This is a genomic window from Actinocorallia sp. A-T 12471 (assembly GCF_033875155.1).
Taxonomy (GTDB): domain Bacteria; phylum Actinomycetota; class Actinomycetes; order Streptosporangiales; family Streptosporangiaceae; genus Actinocorallia.
The window spans coordinates 631,572-653,665 of the sequence record NZ_JAWZTE010000003.1 but is presented as its reverse complement, the minus strand read 5'-3'; the positions used below and the strand labels follow the sequence as shown (position 1 = coordinate 653,665).

20 protein-coding genes are annotated in these 22,094 nt (G+C 70.1%); 12 read left to right on the top strand and 8 right to left on the bottom strand.

The genetic code is table 11. The features are described 5' to 3' along the window. Positions 1-20 precede the first annotated feature (20 nt). From R9X44_RS11925 to R9X44_RS11890, 8 genes are all read left to right on the top strand, one after another. Complete coding sequence (locus tag R9X44_RS11925) at positions 21-1,250, top strand: acyl-CoA dehydrogenase family protein (protein ID WP_319814130.1); 1,230 nt, start codon at positions 21-23, stop codon at positions 1,248-1,250. After that, the gene (locus R9X44_RS11920) at positions 1,243-2,529 is read left to right on the top strand and encodes an NtaA/DmoA family FMN-dependent monooxygenase (protein ID WP_319814129.1); all 1,287 of its coding nucleotides are present in this window, start codon (positions 1,243-1,245) and stop codon (positions 2,527-2,529) included. The genes R9X44_RS11925 and R9X44_RS11920 overlap by 8 nt, the downstream gene beginning before the upstream one ends. Next, positions 2,526-3,515, top strand: a complete 990-nt coding sequence (locus tag R9X44_RS11915) for an LLM class flavin-dependent oxidoreductase (protein WP_319814128.1) — start codon at positions 2,526-2,528, stop codon at positions 3,513-3,515. Before R9X44_RS11920 ends, R9X44_RS11915 begins: the two co-directional genes overlap by 4 nt. 82 nt (positions 3,516-3,597) lie before the next feature. Next, entirely contained in the window at positions 3,598-5,370 is a 1,773-nt protein-coding gene (locus tag R9X44_RS11910; RefSeq protein ID WP_319814127.1) for an ABC transporter substrate-binding protein, read from the top strand. 2 nt (positions 5,371-5,372) lie between these two features. Then, positions 5,373-7,001 carry an ABC transporter ATP-binding protein gene (locus tag R9X44_RS11905; protein ID WP_319814126.1) on the top strand — a complete coding sequence of 543 codons (1,629 nt, stop codon included), beginning with the start codon at positions 5,373-5,375 and terminating at the stop codon, positions 6,999-7,001. Then, the gene (locus tag R9X44_RS11900) at positions 6,994-7,899 is read left to right on the top strand and encodes an ABC transporter permease (protein ID WP_319814125.1); all 906 of its coding nucleotides are present in this window, start codon (positions 6,994-6,996) and stop codon (positions 7,897-7,899) included. Before R9X44_RS11905 ends, R9X44_RS11900 begins: the two co-directional genes overlap by 8 nt. 2 nt (positions 7,900-7,901) lie before the next feature. Continuing rightward, positions 7,902-8,894, top strand: coding sequence for an ABC transporter permease (locus tag R9X44_RS11895; protein WP_319814124.1), 993 nt, complete (start codon positions 7,902-7,904; stop codon positions 8,892-8,894). A 32-nt stretch (positions 8,895-8,926) separates the two neighbouring features. After that, positions 8,927-10,135: a GNAT family N-acetyltransferase gene (locus R9X44_RS11890; RefSeq protein ID WP_319814123.1), complete on the top strand. Its 1,209-nt coding sequence runs from the start codon at positions 8,927-8,929 to the stop codon at positions 10,133-10,135. 373 nt (positions 10,136-10,508) lie between these two features. Here R9X44_RS11890 and R9X44_RS11885 read toward each other — a convergent pair whose 3' ends face one another. Further along, positions 10,509-11,984 carry an FAD-dependent monooxygenase gene (locus tag R9X44_RS11885; RefSeq protein WP_319814122.1) on the bottom strand — a complete coding sequence of 492 codons (1,476 nt, stop codon included), beginning with the start codon at positions 11,982-11,984 and terminating at the stop codon, positions 10,509-10,511. A gap of 95 nt (positions 11,985-12,079) precedes the next feature. On the opposite strand from R9X44_RS11885, the gene R9X44_RS11880 reads away from it, so the two are divergent. Next, positions 12,080-12,709 (top strand): TetR/AcrR family transcriptional regulator, encoded by a 630-nt coding sequence (locus R9X44_RS11880; protein ID WP_319814121.1) that lies wholly within the window; start codon positions 12,080-12,082, stop codon positions 12,707-12,709. A gap of 5 nt (positions 12,710-12,714) precedes the next feature. Here the strand turns inward: R9X44_RS11880 and R9X44_RS11875 are convergent, their stop codons facing one another. Continuing rightward, positions 12,715-13,671, bottom strand: coding sequence for an ATP-binding cassette domain-containing protein (locus R9X44_RS11875; RefSeq protein ID WP_413774937.1), 957 nt, complete (start codon positions 13,669-13,671; stop codon positions 12,715-12,717). 362 nt (positions 13,672-14,033) lie between these two features. Between R9X44_RS11875 and R9X44_RS11870 the strand changes: the two genes are divergently transcribed. Beyond that, on the top strand, positions 14,034-14,414 hold the full coding sequence (locus R9X44_RS11870) for a hypothetical protein (protein WP_319814120.1): 381 nt from the start codon (positions 14,034-14,036) through the stop codon (positions 14,412-14,414). 54 nt (positions 14,415-14,468) lie between these two features. Here R9X44_RS11870 and R9X44_RS11865 read toward each other — a convergent pair whose 3' ends face one another. From R9X44_RS11865 to aceA, 6 genes are all read right to left on the bottom strand, one after another. Beyond that, a complete protein-coding gene (locus tag R9X44_RS11865; protein WP_319814119.1) occupies positions 14,469-14,774 on the bottom strand; it encodes a hypothetical protein in 306 nt (101 codons plus the stop codon). A 97-nt stretch (positions 14,775-14,871) separates the two neighbouring features. Further along, entirely contained in the window at positions 14,872-15,729 is an 858-nt protein-coding gene (locus R9X44_RS11860) for a DUF5753 domain-containing protein (protein ID WP_319814118.1), read from the bottom strand. Positions 15,730-15,770: 41 nt separating this feature from the next. Continuing rightward, positions 15,771-16,019, bottom strand: a complete 249-nt coding sequence (locus tag R9X44_RS11855) for a hypothetical protein (protein ID WP_319814117.1) — start codon at positions 16,017-16,019, stop codon at positions 15,771-15,773. 243 nt (positions 16,020-16,262) lie between these two features. Beyond that, positions 16,263-17,066, bottom strand: a complete 804-nt coding sequence (locus R9X44_RS11850; RefSeq protein ID WP_319814116.1) for an ABC transporter permease — start codon at positions 17,064-17,066, stop codon at positions 16,263-16,265. Next, positions 17,059-17,847, bottom strand: a complete 789-nt coding sequence (locus R9X44_RS11845; protein WP_319814115.1) for an ABC transporter permease — start codon at positions 17,845-17,847, stop codon at positions 17,059-17,061. Before R9X44_RS11845 ends, R9X44_RS11850 begins: the two co-directional genes overlap by 8 nt. 234 nt (positions 17,848-18,081) lie before the next feature. Then, positions 18,082-19,368, bottom strand: a complete 1,287-nt coding sequence (gene aceA, locus R9X44_RS11840; RefSeq protein WP_319814114.1) for an isocitrate lyase — start codon at positions 19,366-19,368, stop codon at positions 18,082-18,084. Positions 19,369-19,545: 177 nt separating this feature from the next. On the opposite strand from aceA, the gene R9X44_RS11835 reads away from it, so the two are divergent. Then, a complete protein-coding gene (locus tag R9X44_RS11835; protein WP_413774932.1) occupies positions 19,546-20,958 on the top strand; it encodes a helix-turn-helix domain-containing protein in 1,413 nt (470 codons plus the stop codon). Positions 20,959-21,129: 171 nt separating this feature from the next. Beyond that, the gene (locus R9X44_RS11830) at positions 21,130-22,092 is read left to right on the top strand and encodes a glucosyl-3-phosphoglycerate synthase (protein WP_319814112.1); all 963 of its coding nucleotides are present in this window, start codon (positions 21,130-21,132) and stop codon (positions 22,090-22,092) included. The last annotated feature ends 2 nt before the right edge of the window (positions 22,093-22,094 follow it).

Genomic DNA, 22,094 nt, shown 5'->3' with positions numbered 1-22,094 from the left:
GCAAGGAAAGGTCTTTTCGCATGTCTGGTGCCGCTTCTTCCCTCAGGTCCGCGACCGCGGACCTCGCGGAGCTCCGACGGGTCTTCCGCCCGGTCTTCGACAAGGTGGCCGACGGCAACCTGGAGCGCGAGAAAGGGCGCGTCTTCCCCTTCGAGCAGGTCCGCTGGCTCGTCGACGCCGGGTTCAGCACGGTGCGCGTCCCGCGTGAGTTCGGCGGCCACGGCGCGTCGCTGCGCCAGACGTTCCTGCTGCTGCGCGACCTCGGCGCGGCCGACCCGAACGTCGCGCACGTGTGGCGCAACCACCTCGCGTTCGTCGAGGACAGGCTGAACGCGCCGCGCTCGGCGGCGACCGACCGGTGGCTTGAGCGCTTCAAGGACGGCGAGTTCGTCGGCGGCGGCTGGACCGAGGCCAACAACGGCACCTACGCCGACATCAAGACCAAGCTCACCCCGCACGAGGACCACTGGCTGGTGAGCGGTGCGAAGTACTACGCGACCGGCAGCCTGTACGCCGACTGGCTCGACGTCCTGGCCGTCAACCCCGAAGGGGCCCCGACGACCGCGCTGGTCCGCCGCGACCAGCCGGGCGTCGTCCTCACCGACGACTGGCGCGGCTTCGGCCAGAAGACCACCGCGAGCGGCAGCGCCACCTACGACGCCGCACGCGTCGAGCCCGAGAACGTGTTCCCCGCCACCGAACGCTTCGCCTACCAGGGCCTCTTCTACCAGACGTCCCTCCTGGCGATCCTCGCCGGAATCACCCAGGCGACCCTCCGCGACGGCGTCGCCGCGCTCAAGGCGCGCAAACGCAACTACGGCCACGCGCTCGCCGAGACCGCAGCCCAGGACCCGCAGCTCCTCCAGGTGATCGGGAAGCTGTCCGCGCTGGCGTTCGGCGCGGAGGCCGCGCTCGCCGCGTCCGCCGCCACCCTCGACGACATCGCCGACGCCCACCGCGCGGGCGACCCCGACGCCGTCGGACGCGCCCTGCTCGCGGGCAACGTCGCCACGAACCAGGCGCAACTGGTCATCATCTCCGCGGCCCTCGAGGCCACGACCCTCGTGTTCGACGCGCTCGGCTCCTCCGGCGTCTCGGAGGACCTGCTCCTCGACCGGCACTGGCGCAACGCCCGCACGCTCGCCTCGCACAACCCGCGCGTCTACAAGGAGCGGCTGCTGGGCGACTTCCACGTCAACGACGCGAACCCCGCGCTCGTTTACAAGTTCGGCGCGGGCCAGAGTGAGTAGCGCGCGCACGGCCGAGGCGGGCCACGTGATCCTCGGCGTCAACGTCCTCGTGCTCGGCTACCTGCCCGCCGCCTGGCAGTCCGACCGTCTTGACGACTTCGCCTTCCTCGACCCCGAGTACTGGAAGGGCATCGGCCGCACCGCCGAGCGCGGCGCGCTCGACGCCCTCTTCCTCGCCGACGCCCCCGCCCTCGGCGACCCGTCCTACGACGCCAACGCAGGACGGCTCGAGCCGACCGTCAACTGGGCGCACGTGGTCGCCGCGACCGAGCGGATCGGGCTGATCGCGACCGCATCGACCACCCTGAACGACCCGTTCGACCTGGCCCAGCGGCTGCTGTCGCTCGACCACGTGTCGGGCGGCCGCGCGGGCTGGAACATCGTGACGACAAGGGCAGCGCCCGCCGCGTGGAACTTCGGCCTGCCCGACATCCCCGACCGGGAGCGCAGGTACGAGCGGGCCGCCGAGTTCGTCGAGCTCGTCATCGCCCTGTGGGAGTCGGCTGAGACCGGCGTAGACGTGCGGCATAACGGCGAGTTCTTCGAGCTCGCCGGACGCCTGCGGGTGCCGCCGTCGCGGCAGGGCCGTCCGGTGCTGGTGCAGGCGGGCGGCTCCGATCAGGGCAGGGCGCTCGCCGGGCGCAGGGCCGACGCGGTGTTCGCCGCCGAGCTCACCAAGGAGGGCGCGATCGCGCACTACGGCGAGGTCAAGCGGCACGCCGTCGCGGCGGGCCGCGCGCCGGAGTCGGTGAAGATTCTGCCCGGCCTGCTGCTCAGCCTGGGCAGCACCGAGGCCGAGGCGCGGCGGCGCAGCGACGAGCTGCACGACCTCGGCCCGGCGTCGTACTCGACGCAGTGGCTGTCCCAGGCGATCGGCTACGACGTCTCCAAGCTGGATCTTGACGCGAAGTTCCCCGAGGAGGTCCTCGACCTGATCGTTGACCCGGCCCATCCGGGCGGCAGCATCGGGTTCCGGCAGTCGATCCACGAGCGCATCCGTAGGACCGGTCCAACGGTCCGCGAGTACCTGCGCGAGACCCGCTACACCGGGTCGGGCCACAGCGGTTTCGTCGGCACGCCCGAGCAGCTCGCCGACCACATCGAGGACTGGTACCGCTCCGGCGCGGTCGACGGCTTCAACCTCCAGCCCGACGTCCTCGCCGACGGCCTCGAGGTGATCGTGGACGAGGTCGTCCCACTGCTCCGCAAACGCGGACTTTTCCGGCACGAGTACACCGCAGACACCCTGCGCGGCCACCTCGAAGGGGACACCCGATGAGCAAGCTCCTGGCCGTCGGCCTCACCGGAAGCCACCTGACCGCCTTCACCGCCGACAAGGACGCGACGGCGAACCTTGACGGCTCCGGCGCGGCGTTCGCCGTCGCGGGCATCGAGCGGATCGACGGCTCGCCCCCCGAGGACCTGGCGCTCGAACCCACGATCGCCGCCGCCCTCCTGGCCGCCCGCGCCCCGCGTCTCGCGCTGCTCGCCGCGACCGCGCCGCACCACGACCACCCGTACAACGTGGCACGCCGGGTCGCCTCCCTCGACCATCTGTCGCAGGGCAGGTCGGGGGTGCTCCTCGGCCTCCGCGACGCCTACGCGCCGGGCCGTGACGGCTGGGGCAGCGCCGGGCTCACCCCCGGCGTCCCGCTCGGCACGGCGACGACCCGCGACGCCGCCCAGGCCGTCGCGCGGCTGTGGCAGACGTGGCCGCGCGAGTCGATCGTCGCCGACCGGGCCACCGGGATCTACGCGCGCGGCGAGCGGATCGTGTTCGCCGACCACAGGGGCGTCTTCGACGTCACGGGCCCGCTGACCGTCCCGTCGACGGTCCAGGGCGCACCGGTGCTCGCCTGGTACGCCGACTCCACCGAGGCGGTCACGGCGGCCGAGGGGGCCGACCTTGTCGTCCTGGGAGACGCGGACGCGATCGCCGAGGCCGTCACCGCGCTCGACGGGCACACCGCGCGCCGGCCCCTGCTGTTCGTCAGGATCGACCACGACGGCGACGTCACGGCGACCCTCACCCGCGCCGAGGCCGCAGCCGCCCACCCCCGCGTGGACGGCATCCTCCTGCGCCCCGCCACGCCCTTCCAAGCCGCCCTCCAGACCCTCACCGAGGTAGTCCCCGCGCTCCTTGCGCGCGGCACCGTCCGCACCTCCGCCGAAGACACCCTCCGGGCAAGGCTCGCGCTGCCCGCGCCCGAGCCGCTGCTCGCCGACGCCCGTCCCGTCTTCGCCGCCCCCGAACCCCTTCGTTAACCCCCGCATCCCCACCGGCCACGGCCGGAGAAGCCCAAAAGAGGACCCCCTGATGAAACACGCAACACGACGACCGCGAAGGGTGAGAGGTCTGTTCCTCTCCGCAGGCGCGGCGGCCCTCGCCGCCCTGCTGGCGGCATGCTCCGGCAATGCGCCGGTGTCCGACGGCAAGGCCGACGACGCGCCCAAGCCGGGCGGCACGCTGCGGATCGCGTCGCTGCAGTCCGACATCGACGCGCTCGACCCGCTCACCGGCTACAGCATCGACTCGTGGGAGGTCATGCGGGCGGTCACCCGCCAGCTCGTCACCTACCCGGGCAGCAAGACCGACATCCGCGACGACACCGAGCTCGTCGGCGACCTCGCCGAGTCCTGGGACGTCAGCGCCGACGGCAAGACCTACACGTTCCACCTGCGCGACGGCATCAAGTTCTCCGGCTCGGCCACCCGCGAGATCGTCGCCAAGGACTTCGTCTACGGCATCAAGCGGTTCTGCGACCCGAACAAGCCGGTCGCCGCGATCAACTACTTCCACCTCGCGTTCTCCGGCTTCACCGAGTACTGCGACGGGTTCGCCAAGGTCCCGACCGGCGACCTCGCCAAGTCCAAGGAGTACATCGACTCCCACGAGATCGCCGGCGTCTCCGCGCCCGACGACAAGACCCTCGTCCTGAAGTCCGACAGCAAGAACTACGACTTCCTGGCGATCCTGTCGATGAACTTCGTCTCGCCGCTGCCCGAGGAGGTCGCGTCCAAGTACGTCGGCGACTCCCTCGAGTTCCGCAAGAACTACCCGTCAAGCGGCCCGTACGAGATCGCGTCCTACGAGCCGGGCCGTGAGCTCGTCCTGACCAAGGTCAAGGGCTACGACCACGCGGGCGACCCGGCCCGCAAGGCGTACGTCGACCGGATCGAGATCGACTTCACGACCAACACCGAGGACGCCGTCGTCCAGAAGATCCAATCCGGCGACGCCGACCTTTCGCTCTACCTGGACACCCCGCCGCTGGCCACGATCCAGCGCTACCAGACGCAGGACCCCGACAACCTGCACTCGTCCGACAGCGGCGCGGCCAACTTCATCACCATCAACGCGCAGAAGCACGTCACGTCCGACGGGGCCAAGGCGCTGCGCGACCTGAAGGTGCGCCAGGCCCTCGCGTACGCGGTGAACAAGGCGAACCTCGTGCAGGCGCAGGGCGGCAAGATCGCGGCCAAGCCGAACGGCCAGATCATCACCTCCACGATCCTCGGCCACGAGGCTTATGACCCGTACCCGACCAAGGACAGCGCGGGCGACCCGGCCAAGGCCAAGCAGCTGCTCACCGAGGCCGGATACCCCGACGGCATCAAGCTCGACGCCGTCTACCGGGTGACCGCGCAGTTCGAGACGATCGCCGTCACGCTCAAGGAGGACCTGGCCAAGGCAGGGATCGAGCTGAACCTCATCCCCGTGCCCGCCGCCCAGTTCCACCCCTACCTCCAGGACCCCAAGAGCCGCTGGGACATCACCGTCAGCGGCATGTTCGCGCCCGACTGGCAGGGCCCGAGCACCCGCATGCTGCTCGGCGGCTGGCTGAACTCCGACGCCGCGCCCTGCGGCAAGGGCAACGTCTACGCGATCTGCTACGACAACAAGGAGCTCAACAAGCTCGCCGCCGAGGCGTTCCCCTCCGACGACCCCGGCCCGATCTGGGCCAAGGCCGACAAGATCGTCTCGGCCGACCTGCCGTGGATTCCGCTGTTCGAGAAGCGCAAGGTCGCCATCACCTCCGAGCGGGTCCGCAACTGGACCTGGGCGTCCCTCGCGGTCAACGCCGACATCACCAACCTCGCCGTGAGCGCGGCGGAGTAACGATGCCGCAAAGCGAGACGACCACCGTGCCCCTGTTCTCCGTGCGGAACCTCAGCGTCGCCTTCCGGGACCGCGACCGCGAGTTCACCGCCGTGCGCGACGTGTCCTTCGCGGTCGAGCCCGGCAAGACGCTCGCCGTCGTCGGCGAATCGGGCTCCGGCAAGAGCGTCTCGCTGCTGGCCGCGACCGGGCTGCTGCCCGAGCGCGCCGCGGTGCGGGGCAGCGCCCTGCACCGCGGCACCGACCTCGTCGGCCTCGACGCGCGCCGCCTGCGCGCGGTCCGGGGCAGGCACATCGGGTTCGTGTTCCAGGACCCGCTCAGCAACCTGCACCCGCTGAAGACGATCGGCGCGCAGATCGGCGAGGCGATCACCGCGCACGAGCGCGTCGGCAGGGCCGCGCTGCGCAGCCGGGTGCTCGACCTGCTCGGCGAGGTCGGCATCCGGGACGCCGCCCGCCGCGTGGACGACCATCCCGGCCACTTCTCCGGCGGGATGCGGCAGCGCGCGATGATCGCCATGGCCATCGCGCACAACCCCGGCCTGATCATCGCCGACGAGCCCACCACGGCCCTCGACGTGACGGTGCAGGCGTCGATCCTGCGGCTGCTGCGGCGGCTCCAGGAGACGCACGGCACCGCGCTCATCTTCGTCAGCCACGACCTCGCCGTGGTGTCCGACATCGCCGACGACGTCGTCGTCATGCGGGAGGGCGCGGTCGTGGAGGCCGCGCCCGCCGCCGAGCTGTACGCCGCGCCCGCCCACCCGTACACGCGGGAGCTGCTGGGCGCGGCACGGCACGGGCTCGCCCTCGCCGCGGACGCCGGGCCTGCTCACGCCCCCGAGCCTCTGTTGACGGGCTCGGGGCTGCGGATGCGGTACCGGCGACGTGGCCGCAAGGACACCGTCACCGCGCTCGACGGGGTCACGTTCACCGTCGGGGAGCGCGAGATCGTCGGGCTCGTGGGGGAGTCGGGCTCGGGCAAGTCGACCATCGGGCGGATCGTCGCGGGGCTCGTCCGGCCCACCGAGGGGCATGTGGCGCTGCGTGAGCAGGTCTACAACGAGCCGGGACGCGGCGGGCCGAGGATCGACCCGGAGACGCGCAAGGCGGTCCAGATCGTCTTCCAGGACCCGTACGGCAGCCTCAACCCCAGGCGGCGGATCGGCGCGACGCTGGCCGAGCCGTTCCTGGTGAACACGCGCCTTTCGGCCGAGGAGATCAGGGCCGAGGTCGCCGAGCTGGTGCGGCGGGTGGAGCTGCCCGCTTCCGTGCTCGACAGGCTTCCGTCGCAGCTGTCGGGCGGGCAGCGGCAGCGCGTCGCGATCGCCCGGGCGCTCGCGCTGCGGCCGTCCCTCGTGGTCGCCGACGAGCCGGTGTCCGCGCTCGACATCACCACCCAGGCCCAGATCGTGGCGCTGCTGCGCAGGCTGCGCGACGAGCTCGGCACCTCGTTCCTGTTCATCTCGCACGACCTCGGGGTGGTGTCCGACCTGTGCGAACGCGTCGTGGTGCTCAGCGAGGGGCGCGTCGTGGAGGAAGGGCCCGTCCAGCGGGTGTTCCGTCACCCGCGCGACCCGTACACCCGTGAACTCCTCGACTCCATCCCGGGAAGGGTGAACCATGTCTAGCCCGCTCACCCGGCCCGGGCGGTTCCCGGTGCTGCGGGACATCCTGCGCGAACCGTCGGCGCGGATCGGGCTCGTCCTGGTCGGCGCGGTCGTGCTCGCCGCGCTGCTCGCGCCGGTCGCCGCCGCGCTCACCGGGCACGGGCCGAACCAGCAGTTCCGCGCCGAGGCGCTGACCGAGACCGGGCTCCCGACCGGGCCGAACGGCGACTTCTGGTTCGGCGCGGACGGCAACGGGCGCGACGTGCTCGTCCGGACCCTGTACGGGGCGCGGATCTCGCTGCTCGTCGGCATCCCGGCGACCACACTCGCGCTGCTGATCGGGACGGCCGTCGGACTCGTCGCGGGGTTCTTTCCCGGGCGTACCGACCGGCTGCTGTCGCTCGGCACGGACGTCGCGCTGTCGTTCCCGTTCGTGGTGACCGCGCTCAGCCTCGTCGCGCTGAACAAGGGCGGCGACGGACGGCCGCTGCTGAACCCGGTCGTGCTCGTGATCATCGTCATCTCGCTGTTCGCGTGGACGGCGTTCGCGCGGCTCGTACGCAACCTGGTTGTGGTGCTGCGTGAGCGGCCGTTCGTGGAGGCGGCGCTTTCGCTCGGCGCGAGCAGGCGGCGTGTGGTCGTCAGGGAGATCCTGCCGAACGTGCTGCCCGTGGTCGTCGTCTACTGGGCGGTGCAACTGCCGGTGAACATCATGCTCGAGGCGACGCTTTCGTTCCTCGGCGTCGGCGTGCAGGCGCCCACCGCGAGCTGGGGCAGCATGATCGCCGAGGCGCAGCGCAGCTCCCTGTACCAGGTGCAGCCCTGGTTCCTGCTCGGTCCCGGCATCGCCATGTTCGTCACGGTGCTCGGCTTCAACACGATCAGCTCGGGCGTCCGCAACGTCCTCGACCCCGGATAGCCATGATCACCTACCTTCTGCGCCAGGCGTCACGGGCGCTCACGACACTGCTGATCGTGCTGGTCATCGCGTTCGGGCTGACCCGCGTCGCCTACCGCGACCCGGCCGCCGTCCTCGCCCCGCGCAACGCCGACCAGCGCACCCTCGACGGCATCACCCGCGCGCTGCGGCTCGACGAGCCCTGGTACCTCCAGCTGTGGCACTACCTGTACCGGGGACCCGACATCCAGGGCGCGGAGATGGGCCTGTTCCACTGGCCGCCCGCGCTCGGGTACTCCTTCCGGCAGCAACGGCCGGTCACCGAGCTGATCCTCGAGAAGATCCCCGCGACGCTGTCGCTGGCGCTCGGCGCCGTCGTCATCTGGATGGCGCTTTCGCTGCTGTTCGGGGTGATCGCCGCGCGCAGACGCGACACGTGGGTGGACCACGGCTTGTCCGTCTTCTCTTACACGGGCCTGTCGGTGCCCACCTTCCTGACCGGGATTCTGCTCGCGTACTTCCTGTACTTCAAACTGTCCACCTACGGGATCAGATGGTTCCCCGGAGGCGGGTACGTGCCGCTGGCCGAGGACCCCTTCCAGTGGGCGCGACATCTGCTGCTGCCCTGGCTGACCATCGCGATCGCCGAGATCGGCGTGTTCCAGCGCGTCGTGCGGGCGAACATGCTCGACGTGCTCGGCGCGGACTACATCAGGACCGCGCGGGCCAAGGGAGTCTCGGAGCGGAGGGTCCACTTCGACCACGCGTTGGGGGCGGCGTTGAACCCCGTTATCACGCTTGGCGGGCTTGAACTCGCGGCGCTGATGGGCGGGGCGATCGTCACCGAGCAGATCTTCGGGCTTGACGGGGTCGGCCGCCTCGCCGTCGAGGCGGCGGTCGGCGGGGACTTCCCGGTGGTGATCGGGACGACGATCCTTGCGTCTGCTGTCTTTGTGGTCTCCACGTTCGTCGTAGACGTCATCACCCGGCTGCGGGACCCATCAGGGGCCACCTGAGACCCGGCACTTCACACCCTTAAGGAGACGACATGGGCTTCGACGTCCGCCCGATCCGCGACGAGGGCGACGCGCGCGCCGCCGCGGCGGTCTTCCGCACCGCGATGGTCGGGCTGCCCCCGCTGCCCGGCTCGGTCGACCTGTCCGGGCTGTTCGAGCCGGGCCGCGCGTTCGGCGCGTTCGCCGGGGGAGAGGTGGTCGGCGCGACGGATTCCTACACGAGCTGGCTTACCGTGCCCGGAGGGGCCCGGGTGCCGCACGCCGCCGTCACGCACGTGGGGGTGCTGCCCACGCACACGCGGCGCGGGGTCGTGCGCGAGCTGATGCGGGCGCAGCATGAGGACGTCGCGGCGCGCGGCGAGATCGTCGCGAGCCTGCGGGCGTCCGAGGCGGGCATCTACGAGCGGTTCGGGTACGGGGTCGCGGGGGCGGCGGCGCATCGGGAGCTGGAGCGGCGGCGGGCTGTGCTGCGCGCCACCGTGCCCTCCGGGGGGTCGGTGCGGCTCGTGGAGGCGGGGGCGTCCACGAAGCTGCTCGCGGGGATCTATGCGGACGTCGCGGGCTGGACGGGGGCGATCGCGCGTCCGTCGTACTGGTGGCGGCTGCAGGAGTTGAGGCACGGTGGCGGGTCCTATGACTCTTATGCGGCGGTACATGGTGAGCCGGGGGCTGAGGACGGGTTCGTCCGGTACCACCCGGTCGACACCGCCGCGTGGTTCACGAGCCGCGACCGCACGATCATCGTGGACGACCTCGTCGCCGGGACTTCGGAGGCTTATGCGGGGCTTGTCCGGTTCCTGCTGGGCGTCGACCTCGTCGACCGGATCGTGTTCCCGCACCTTCCCGTGGACGACCCCCTCGGCCTGCTCCTGACCGACGAACGCGCGCTGCGGACCGTCGGCGTCGGCGACGAGATCTGGCTCCGCCTTGTGGACGTGGAGGCCGCCCTGAACGCCCGCACCTACCGGGGCACGGAGGAGGTGGCCGTGGCCGTCACCGACGAGTTGCTGCCGGGCAACACGGGCACGTACCTGGTCAGCGCGCGAGGTGCGGAACGGACAAACGCACCAGCCTCCCTTTCCCTCGACGTGGCGGCCCTCAGCGCGCTGTACCTGGGCGGCACCCACTGGTGGCAACACGCCCGCGCGGGCCGCGTCACCGAACACACCCCCGGCGCCCTGGCCGCCGCCGACGCCCTGTTCGCCACCCCCGCCCAGCCCTTCGCCGGAACCTCCTTCTGACCCACCCCCAACACGCGTCGAACCTAGCGCGCTGACTCAAACCTGATGCGCCAGATCGCACCTAGCGCGCACCGGACCGGGCCTAACGCGCGCTGGGCGGGGGTGGCGCGCGCTGGGTCGGGCCTGATGCGTCGGGTCGGGTCTAGCGCGCACCGGACCGGGTCTAACGTGCGCTGGGTCGAACCTGATGTGTCGGATCGGGCGTAGCGCGCGCTGGGAAGGGTGTGGCGCGCGCCGGGGTCGGGTCTAGCGCGCGCTGGGGCGGGTGTAGCGCGCGGTGGGCGGGGCCTGATGCGTGTCGGATCGGGCCAGGCGCGCGCTGGGGCGGGTCTAGCGTGCGCTGGGCCGGGTGTAGCGCGCGCTGGGGTGGGGGTCAGGGGGCGGTGAGGAGGGTCAGGTAGGCGGCGGTTTCGGCCGGGTCGGGGGTGTCGGTCGCGAGGCCGATGTAGCCGTCGGGGCGGAGCACGAAGAGGGCGTCCGCGCCCGGTGCGACGCCGTAGGCGGTGGGGGCGGTGCCGTCGGGGTCGGGGGCGACGGTCAGTTCCGGTGCGACCTTCTCGGCGACCATCCTGGCGTTCGGGCCGAACGCGAGCAGCACCGGGGAGCCGGTGTGGATGAGCGGGAACAGCCTGCCGCCGGGCGCGACGGCGTCGGGGGCGCGATCGCCCGCGTGGGCGGCGGCGGGCGCCTCGCGGCGCTCGACCGTGAGGGGGCCGTCGGGGTAGCCCAGGACGAGCTGCTGGAGCTCGGGGTCGTCGCGGCGGTGCGCGTCGGCCCCGCCCTCGCGGGCCTTGGCGTGCAGTGCGGTGCTCAGGCCCAGGACGCGCGCGGCGACCGGCTGCCGCTCGGCCTCGTAGGAGTCGAGCAGGCCCGGATCGGCCCCGCGCAGCACCGCCGCGAGCTTCCACCCGAGGTTGTAGGCGTCCTGGACGCCGGTGTTCAGCCCCTGCCCGCCCGCAGGGGAGTGCACGTGCGCGGCGTCCCCGGCGAGGAACACCCGCCCGACGGCGAACCGCTCGGCCATCCGGATGTTCGGCCGGAACACCGACGACCACACGAGCCCGGTCAGCCTGATCCGGCCGGGCCCGGCGGCGGCGTCCACGGCGTCCTGGAACACCCCGAGGGACATCTCGGGCACCGGCGCGCCCGGCGCGAGGGGGACCATCATCTGGAACGTGTCGGTCCCCGCGAGCGGGCACAGGCCGATCGGGAACGCGTCACCGCCCCTGGGCCACACGTGCCAGTGGTCGCGGTCGAGCCCTTCGGCGCGCACGTCGGCGATCAGCGACCGCTCCTCCTCGTGGGTCTCGCCTACGAAGGAGACGCCTAGCGCGCGGCGGACGGCGCTGCTTCCCCCGTCCGTCCCGACGAGGTAACGGGCCCGGATCGTCTGCTCGGTTCCGTCGACATTGACGACGGCGGTCACCCCCTCGGCGTCCTGCGCGAGGCCGACGAACTCGGCGGGCGAGGTGACCGCCCCGCCGAGTTCCTTGAGCCGCTCCCGCAGGATCAGCCCGGTCCGCCACTGCGGCAGCATCAGCCCGTTCGGGTAGGGCACGTCGGGGGTCGCCTCGCGCGGCTCGCTCATGTGCCCGGTGAAGACGACCTCGCCGTCCACCTCGGCCCGCAGCGGCGGGTACGCCCCTCCGAACGCGAGCGCCCGGTCCAGCACGCCCATGTCCTCGAAGACCTCAAGGGTCCGGGGCTGAAGCCCCTTGCCGCGCCCGCCCGCGAACGGCACCGCGTCACGCTCGACGAGCACCGCCCCCACCCCGCGCCGCGCCAGCTCACAGGCAAGGACGAGCCCGGCGGGCCCCGCCCCGACGATCAGCACCTCGGTCTCACGCATCCCGCGCCCCCATCTCATTGAATATAAATTCACTGAATCTATATTCACCATAGCCGGGTGCTAGCGTTCCGGCAAGGAGTCCGAGGAGGTGGCCGATGCCCGCGAACACCGCGTCCGGGGGAGTGCGCAAGCTGCGCGCCGCCCAGACCGAGCGCGCGCTCAAGGAGGCGGCCGTCCGCGTCTTCGCCCGCGTCGGCTACCTCAACACCAAGATCACCGACATCACCGCGGAGGCCGGAAGGTCGGCGGGCTCCTTCTACAGCCACTTCGCCGACAAGGAACGCCTCCTCGAAGCCCTCCTCCACGACCTCATGGACGAGGGCGACCGCGAGGTCATCGCCGACCCCGCGCACAGCCCCGACTTCACCGACCGCGCCGCCGTCCGCTGGCATGTCGCCCAGTCCTGGCACTTCACCACAGACCACGCCGCCGTCATGACCGCACTACGCCAGGCCGCCCTCGTGGACGACCGCTTCGCCCGCCGCCTCTGGGACCTGATGTCCCCCCTGGCCGCCGACCTCGCCAGCCACTTCGCCTACGTCTCCGCCGCCGGCCACACCCTCCCCGGCCCCCCACAGGACCTGGCCCGCGCGATGATGGCCCTCGTCTCGGAGTACCACGCGACCTGGCTCACCGAACCCGAGCACACCCGCCTGTCGGCCGACGCGGCAATCGACCTCGTCACCGACCTCATCTTCACCGGCATCACCGGCCCCCGCCCCTAGCGCGCTCAGGCCGGCGCGGCGGCACCCCGCCCATACAGCCGCGTCACCACGTCCTCGATATCCGGCTCCCGCAGCGCGATGTCCACAACATCATGCGCCGCCGCCACCTCAGCGACGACGGCCGCCGCACTCACCTCAGGCGGAATCGCCAGATACATCCGCGGCCCCTCCCGCCGAATAACCCGCACCCCCTCCGGCGCAACACCCCCCTCCGACGCGAAATCCACAACAAGCGTCCGATCAGCAGGCGCAGTAGCCCGCAATTCATCAAGCGTCCCGTCAAACGCCAACCGCCCATGATCGATCACCATCACCCGCCGACAAAGCCGCTCAATATCCCCAAGATCATGCGTAGTCAACAGCACAGTAGTCCCCTCCTCCGCATTGATCCTCCCCAAAAACCCACGAACCGCAGCCTTGCTCACCACATCAAGCCCAATCGTAGGCTCATCAAGCACCAGCAGTTCCGGCGAATGCAACAACGCAGCAGCCAGATCCCCCCGCATCCGCTGCCCAAGACTCAGCTGCCGAACCGGCGTCCCAAGAAATCCCCCAAGCTCCAACAACTCAGTCAGTTCCCCAAGCCTCCGCCGAAACCGCCCCCGATCCACCTTATAAAGATGCCGAATCAACTCAAAACTATCCCGCAACGGCAAATCCCACCAAAGTGTAGTCCGCTGCCCGAACACCACCCCAATCCTCCGCGCCAACTCCGTCCTCCGCCGCGCCGGATCAACCCCCACCACCCGAACCCGCCCCTCCGACGCCGAAAGAATCCCCGTCAACATCTTGATAGTCGTACTCTTCCCCGCCCCGTTAGGCCCCAAATACCCCACAAACTCCCCAGCCCCCACCTCAAACGACATCCCCGAAACCGCCGTAACCACCCTCCGATCCCGCCGCAAAACCCCCCGCCTCTCATAACTCTCAAACCTCTTACTAACCCCCTCAAGCAAAATCACCAAACCCCCTCCCCTCGAACCCGACCCCGACCACCCCCCCTATTATCCCCCACCCCCACCACACAGCGAGCCAACGAGCGCGCCACCAAGGGCGACGCAGCGGCAAACACCCCCGGCCACCCCCGTCAGCCCAAGCCCCACGAACAGCACAAAGGCCACCCGCCCTTCTGGGGCGAGGGCGAGGCCGGTCCGGTCGGGTGCTGGGATGCGCGGACGCCGTTAGGCTCGTCGAAGACTGCGCGGGGTAGGGGAAACGACATCACCGGCTTGGACTCGTATTTTGAGCAAGAAGAATACGGAGTAGCGCGCAGCGCCAACCCCCATCAATGATGCCGGGTCGGCCATGGAGTGATGGAGTAGCTGTGATCTATGAAATCGTCACCCTTGTCTTCGATGTTCCGAATGTGATCGTCTCTGCGATAGTTATGGTGAGCGCAGTTCGTGGCATATTCGGCAAGGGCGGGTCCATCATGAAATCGGTGGACCGCGAAATCAGGATGCGGCCCCGTGTGTGGACCGCCGCCCTCGCGGTTTCGATCGCAGTGGCGGCCCTCAAAGAATTCTTGGAAGGATTCCCGCCATCCGGTGATGATCTACTGCTCTACCCTGTCCGATCGGTACTAACGGGCATTTCGGTCGCTGCGATGGCAAGGGCTAAGGCCGGGCTAAAGAATTCCCTGGCAGTCGGCATGGGCCTGGGCTGGATCGGTATATGCCTGTTCCTCGGCTACCGCATGGACTGACAAATGGTGAGAGCTCGCCTGAGGCTCCCTATGCCGCAGGGCAGGCCGGCGCGGTCAGGGGGTGGGGTTGGTGTTGGGGAGGGTGGTGAGGAGGTGGGTGGCGGCTTGGGCGGGGTGGTCGGCGGGGGCGAGGGGGGTGCCGCCGGGGTGGGTGAACCAGAGGCGGCCTGAGTCCTCGGGGCGGCTGTGGCACCAGACTTCGAGGGGGGTGCCGTCGGTGTGGACTGCGGTGAGGTGCCAGTGCGCGGTCTGCACGGTGAAGCCGCGGCGGCGCAGGAGGGTGGCGAGCCCTTCCAGGGCGGCGCGGCGGCTGCCCGGGTCGCCGGCGAGCGGTCTGCGGGCGGCTTGCGCGTCGGGCACGGGGGGCTCCTCTCCGGCGCATGTCTGCATTACCCAGAACGTTAGGTTTTGGGCGTTTCGTTACGGAGGGGGTGTGGCGAAGTGTGGCCCCTCAAGTTCAGTCGAAGCTGTCCCGTGCCCTGGCGATCAGGGTCCGCGCCTCCTCGTCTCGCACCGCGATAGCGGACAAATCCGTGAAAGCAGCCTCATAGCGGGCAACCTCGGTCGGGGTGGTCACCGCGACCTCCGCCGACAACAACTCGACGTCCACCCGATCCCGGTCATAGAGGATGAACGTCTCAAGCACCCACTGACGGGCCCGGTCCGCCCCCATCGGGATCACCAGCACCGAGACCTTAGGCGTGCCGACCGCGTCGAGCAGCCTCCCCAGCTGCTCCCGCATCCCCCCGGCCCCGCCGTGCCCGTAGTACAGCACGGCCTCCTCCAGGACGAACGTGAACCGCCGCCCCGGCGCGCGCATCACCCGCTGCCTGGCGAGCCGCGCGTCGACGGCCTGGGCGACGTCGTTCGGGGTGCCGAACCGCTCGGTGATCGAGGTGAGCAGCGCGGTCGCGTACCCGCGCGTCTGGAGCATCCCCGGCACCACCTGGGAGGCGTAGACGCGCAGGTGTTCGGTCTTCTCGTACAGCGGCACCTTGGCGATCTGCAGACGGCGCAGCCCAGCGCGCTGGGTGCGCTTCCACTCGACGTACACGCCCTCGGCGGTGCGCAGTTCGGCGAGCAGGTCCTCGACGCGTTCCTCGGCGGCGCAGGCGCGGCACCACACGCGGATCACCTCGGGGGTCGCGGCCCGCACGCCGTGCTCGATCTTGGAGACGCGGGTGCGGTCCCAGCCCGCGGCGGCGGCGAGCGCGACGGCGGTCAGCCCGGCGTCGAGCCGGATCTCGCGCAGTCGGTCGGCCAGCGCCTGACGTGCGGCCTGGGCGGGTGGGTAGGGGGATGGGCGCTGCGGCATGGCGCCCTCACCGGCTTGCGCGACGGACACAGGACCGCGCGTCAGCGGACGAGGTCGCCGTTTTCAGCTGCACTGAGGGCCTCCAGGATCAGCTTCCGCATGCGGGCCGGGATGCGGACCATGGTCTCGCGCTCGCCCATCGGGCTGTGTCGCGCGGTCTGGGCGCGGGTCTCGGCGTCGGTTTCCTCGTCCCCCTGGAACAGGAGGTCGCCGCTCGTAGGGTCAACGAACAGAGCGGGGCAGTTCCCGCCGTTCGTCAGGGGGTCGATACACAGGAAGACTATGGGCACGAAAGGGACATTCTCGGATCGACGGCGTGCCTGTCCGAGGCACATGGTGCCCTCATCTTGCCCCGCGCACCACACCCGCCGCCGGGGTTGGCCGGATCAGGCCAAGATCGGCATCTAAGCCCAGATGTTGCTCCGCGAAGGATTTTGCAGGTCATAGTGCTCTTTAGTGGCTAAATACCGCTAATTAGGGTGATTTGACACAGGTCTATGATCTCTGCTCTGTGGTCGCCGCGCCGCCGTCCGTCAGCTCCCCGTTGAGGTGTATCTGCGCAGGCCGGCGCGCCAGGCGAGGACCGCCGCGAGGCACAGGACGGCGGTCACCACGGGCCCCAGGAACCTGACGAAGGACGGCAGCCCGAGCGGGTCGGGGTGGCCGAGGATGTACAGCGACGGCTGCCAGTTCACGAACGCCAAAGGGATCGTGAACGTAAGCGCGCGCATGAAGTCCCTGCCGTACAGCGACATCGGATGCTGCGCCATGAAGACCCCTCCCCACGTCACCGCCTTGGTCGCCTCGTGCCCGTTGACCAGCACGAACTGCACCGACGCCGCGAGCACCCACAGCGCCCCGAACAGCACGGCCCCATTGACGACCATCACCGCGGTCAGCAGCACGTCGAGCGGCGTGAGGTCGAGCCGCAGGATGCTCCACACCAGCACGGTCGTGGCCGGCAGCAGCCTGCCGAGCTTGCGCGGCGAGAAGTCCTCGGTCGCCAGCTGGACGAGCGGGCCCACCGGCCGGATCAGCATCGTGTCCAGCGACCCCGCCCGGATGTGACGCCCGAGCCGGTCCGCCGACCCGACGGCCACGTCGCTGAACGTGAACGACAACTGGCACGCCCCGTACAGGAACCCGGCCTGCGCCGCGGAAAGCCCGCCGAGCACGGGCATGTGCGTGAACAGGATGACGATCGCGACGAGGTCGAGCGACGTGCTGACCGCCGCGCCGCCGATCATCGTCACCATCGTCACCGGGTACTGCGCGGCGGCCCGCGTCCACGTCCACGCGAGCAGCGCCCACGTCCAGGCGAGCCGGGCGCTAGCCACCCTGGATCACCAGCTTCCGATGGGCGGCCCCCGTCAGCGCGCGGCCGAGCCCCAGCAGCACCACCGCCCAGGCCGCCTGGAACGCGTACGCCTGCACGAGCGCCCATCCGGTGACCTTGCCGAGGAACACGTCGGCGGGCACCTGGATGAGCGCGGCCCACGGCAGCGCCCTGGCGACGTCGCCGAGCAGGCCGGGGAAGACGACGAGCGGAAGGATCATCCCGGAGAAGAACAGCGAGCAGACCATCGCCAGCCCCTCGACGCCCCGGGCGTCATGGATCCAGAAGACGGTGAGGGCCACCAGGTAGCGCAGCGCGAAGCTCACCAGGACCGCGAGGACGAGCGTGCCGAGGAACGCCGCCCAGCGCGCGGGCCCGTCGGGCAGGACGATCCCGAACGCGAGCCAGCCCGCCGCCATCGGCAGCGCGCCGCGCGCGACGAGGGTGAACGCGGCGCGGCCGAGGTCGTCGGCGAGCCACCACAGCTGCAGGTCGGCGGGCCGGTGCAGGTCGATCGCCACGTCCCCGGTCCTGACGCGCTCGGCAAGATCGAGCCCGCCGAAGATCTGGACGGGCCCGATCAGCGCCTGCGTGAGGAAGCTGAACGTGATCGCGTCGGCGACGGTGTAGCCGCCGAGCCCCGGCCGGTACTCCCACAGCGCGATCAGCACGTATGCCCGGATGAAGCCGAAAAGCGTGTTCGAGACGGCCTCGCCAAGAGCCGCAAGACGGTACGAGGCGTTCCTGCGGAAGGAGAACCAGCAGACGAGCGCGTAGGTCATGGGTCCCCACCGGAGCCGGGCACAGACCTTCCAACATAGCCCAGCGGCGCCCGACGGGCCCCGTCACACAACGGGTCCCCTACAACGGACGAGGGGCCCTCCCGGATGCACGGTCCGGAAGGGCCCCTCTCAGGGGACGCGCGCGGTGGAGGGGGAGTCGCCGCGCGTGTCGGTGTCCATCCCAGGGTGGGTGGGCCCTGCGGGATGGTCTTCAGTTGGTCTCAGCCGGTCGGCCTAGTGGAACTGCTCGTCCTCGGTGGAGCCCTTGTAGGCGGTGGTCGAGCTGTTCGGGTTGATCGCGGTGGACACCAGGTCGAAGTAGCCGGTGCCGACCTCGCGCTGGTGCTTGGTGGCGGTGTAGCCGCGCGCCTCGCTGGCGAACTCGCGCTCCTGCAGGTCGACGTAGGCGGTCATGCCCTCGCGGGCGTAGCCGTGCGCCAGGTCGAACATGGAGTAGTTGAGCGCGTGGAAGCCGGCCAGCGTGATGAACTGGAACTTGAAGCCCATGTGGCCGAGCTCGCGCTGGAACTTGGCGATGGTCGCGTCGTCCAGGTGCTTCTTCCAGTTGAAGGAAGGCGAGCAGTTGTAGGCCAGCATCTGGTCCGGGTACTCGGCCTTGACGGCCTCGGCGAACTTGCGGGCAAGCTCGAGGTCCGGGGTGCCGGTCTCCATCCAGATGAGGTCGGAGTACGGCGCGTAGGCCAGCGCGCGGGCGATGCAGGGCTCGACGCCGTTGCGGACCCGGTAGAAGCCCTCGGCGGTGCGCTCGCCCGTGATGAAGGGGCGGTCGCGCTCGTCCACGTCGGTGGTGATGAGGGTCGCGGCCTCAGCGTCGGTCCGCGCGATCACCAGGGTCGGGACGCCAGAGACGTCGGCCGCCAGGCGCGCCGAGTTCAGGGTCTTGATGTGCTGGCCGGTCGGGATGAGGACCTTGCCGCCCAGGTGGCCGCACTTCTTCTCGGAGGCCAGCTGGTCCTCCCAGTGGACGCCCGCCGCGCCGGAGGCGATCATGCCCTTCATCAGCTCGTAGGCGTTGAGCACGCCGCCGAAGCCGGCCTCGGCGTCCGCGACGATCGGGGCGAGCCAGTGCGGCGCGTCCTCGGCGCCCTCGGACCAGGTGATCTGGTCGGCGCGCAGCAGCGCGTTGTTGATCCGGCGGACGACCGCGGGGACCGAGTTGGCCGGGTAGATCGACTGGTCGGGGTAGGTCTGGCCCGCGAGGTTCGCGTCGCCGGCGACCTGCCAGCCCGACAGGTAGATGGCCTTGAGGCCCGCCTTGATCTGCTGGACGGCCTGGTTGCCGGTCAGCGCGCCGAGGGCGTGGACGTAGTCCTCCTCGTGCAGCAGCTTCCACAGGCGCTCCGCGCCCAGCTTGGCCAGGGTGTGCTCCTCCTGGACGGAGCCGCGCAGCTTGACGACATCCTCGGCCGTGTAGGTCCGCTCGATGCCCTTCCAGCGCTCGTCGGTGTTCCAGGCGTTCTGCAGCTCTTCCGCTGCGCCCTTGAGGCGACCCTCAGTCATTGTCTTGCTCCCTCGTTTGTCGTCCCCTGGGTGCTATGTCTTCGAGTGTGCATCTCTTGACATCAAGCTTCTACCAGCAAGTAACAGAAAGTTCTGCCGTTTTTGCGCTAGTATCAAGCCGTGGCGACCTTGCGAAGTGAAGAACCGCTGAACTTGTCGAGTGGTGTAGACCTTTCCGTGTTCGGTCAGCGTCTCCGACACCTCCGCCGTCAGCGTGGTCTTACCCTGTCTGAGCTGGGAGAACGAGTCGGCAGGGCACCGTCCCAGCTGTCCCTGCTGGAGAACGGCAAGCGCGAACCCAAGCTCTCACTGCTCCAGAGCCTCGCCCACGCCCTCGGCGTCCCGGTCGAGGAACTTCTTCAAAGAGAGGCCCCTTCGCGCCGCGCGCAGCTCGAGATCGCGCTCGAGGAGGCCCAGCGGGACCCGATCTACACCTCCCTGGGGCTCCCGTACCTGAAGGCGTCCAAGAGGCTGCCCAACGACGTCCTGGAGCACCTCCTCGGCCTCTACGACGAGCTCAAGCGCTCCCGCACCAAGCCGACGGCCTCCCCGGAGGAGGCGCGGATCGCCAACGCCGAGCTGCGCCGCAAGATGCACGACAGGGGCAACTACTTCGGCGACATCGAGCAGGTCGCGCGGCGGACCCTCGAATCCGTCGGGTACAAGTCGGGCGCGCTGTCGCAGGGCATGCTGATGTCGCTCGTCCAGCACTTCGGGTACTCGCTGCGTTACGTGCAGGACCTTCCCCGGTCCGTCAGGTCGATCACCGACCAGCGCAACCGGCGGATCTACCTGGAGCGCGAACAGCTCGGCATGCACACGCCGCGCACGATCCTGCTGCAGACCCTCGGCCACGTCGCCCTCGGCCACTCCGTGCCGCGCGACTTCGCTGACTTCCTGCGCCAGCGCGTCGAAGCCAACTACTTCGCTGCCGCGACCCTGATCCCCGAGACGACCGTCGTCCCGTACCTCCAGGACGCCAAGGCCAACCGTGAGCTGTCGGTGGAGGACCTCGCGGACATCTTCTCCGTCTCCTACGAGATGGCCGCCCACCGGTTCACCAACATCGCCACCCAGCACCTCGACCTGCGCTGCCACTTCACCAAGAACGACGAGAGCGGCACGATCTACAAGGCGTACGCCACCGACGGCCTGATCTTCCCCGCCGACGAGGACGGCGCGATCGAGGGCCAGCGGATGTGCCGGCAGTGGGGCGGCCGCAGGGTCTTCAACAGCGACGACCGCTTCTCGGTCTTCTACCAGTACACCGACACCCCGACCGGGACGTACTGGTGCCTTTCGCACATCGACCCGTCGCATGAGCGTGACTTCGCGATCACGCTGGGTGTCCGGTTCGAGGACTCGCGCTGGTTCCGCGGCCGTGAGACGTCCAACCGCGTCAAGTCCTCATGCCCTGACGGCGACTGCTGCCGGCTCCCACCCCCCGACCTTGCCCAGCGTTGGGAAGGGCAGGTGTGGCCGTCGGCGCGGGCCCACTCGCACGTCCTGTCGGTGCTGCCGCCCGGCGCGTTCCCGGGCGTGGACGAGGCCGACGTCTACATGTTCCTGGACAAGCACAGCACCGACTGACGCCCGGAACCTCCCGGCGCGTGCGGATCGTTCCACTTCACACCGATCGACCCCGCCTGTGAACTCCATGTTTCGCCCGGTTAAGTTCAGGGGTCGGTCTCCCTGCCTCCGTATATGCGGGTGGATGATCGGGGATGCCCGCGGTGTTCCTTTTCAGGAGAGGAGGGTGCTGTGCTCGCTGAAGCATCGGACTGGCTCCACCGCCGGTCCGGCTCCGCCGCGGACTGGCCGGTCGAAACCCTGCTTGGCTTGAAGGGCTCGACCACGGTGAGCGTCGTACTGCCCGCGCGCGACGAGCAGGACACCGTGGGGACGATCGTCTCGGCCATCCGCCGAGACCTCGTCGAACGAGCCCCGTTGGTGGACGAGATCGTCGTCATCGACTCGCGTTCCGCCGACGACACCGCGGCGGTCGCCGCCGCGGCCGGGGCGAAGGTCTTCGCCCAGGATTCCATCCTGCCCAAACTGCCGTCCCTGTCCGGCAAAGGCGAGGCGCTGTGGAAGTCGCTGGCCGTCACCACGGGGGACCTCGTGGTCTTCGTGGACGCCGACCTGCTGAACTTCTCGTCGACCTTCGTGACGGGTCTCCTCGGACCGCTGCTGTCCGATCCCTCGGTCTCCTACGTGAAAGCGTGCTACGACCGTCCTTACAACGGCGCCGAAGAGTCCTTCGCGGGCGGCGGACGCGTCACCGAACTCGTCGCCAGGCCGCTGCTGAACCTGCACTGGCCGAAGCTCGCCGGGATCGTCCAGCCCCTCGGCGGGGAGTACGCGGGCCGCCGCGCCCTGCTGGAACGGCTGCCGTTCGTCACCGGCTACGGCGTGGAACTCGGGCTCCTGCTCGACGCCTACGAACTCGTCGGCCTCGACGGGCTCGCCCAGGTCGACCTCGGCGTCCGGGAGCACTCCCACCAGCCGACCGACGTCCTGGCCGCCATGTCCGCCCAGATCCTCCAGGCCGCCTGGTCGCGCCTCGACAGGCACGGCCTCATGATGCCGCTGTCCGCCCCGGCCCCGACCCTCACCCAGTTCCGCAGGGACGCCCAGGGCTACCTCCCGTCCGACCGTGACGCCACGGTGGGCGAACGCCCACCGATGATCGAGATCGAGGACTACGTGCTCACCGCCCGCTAGTC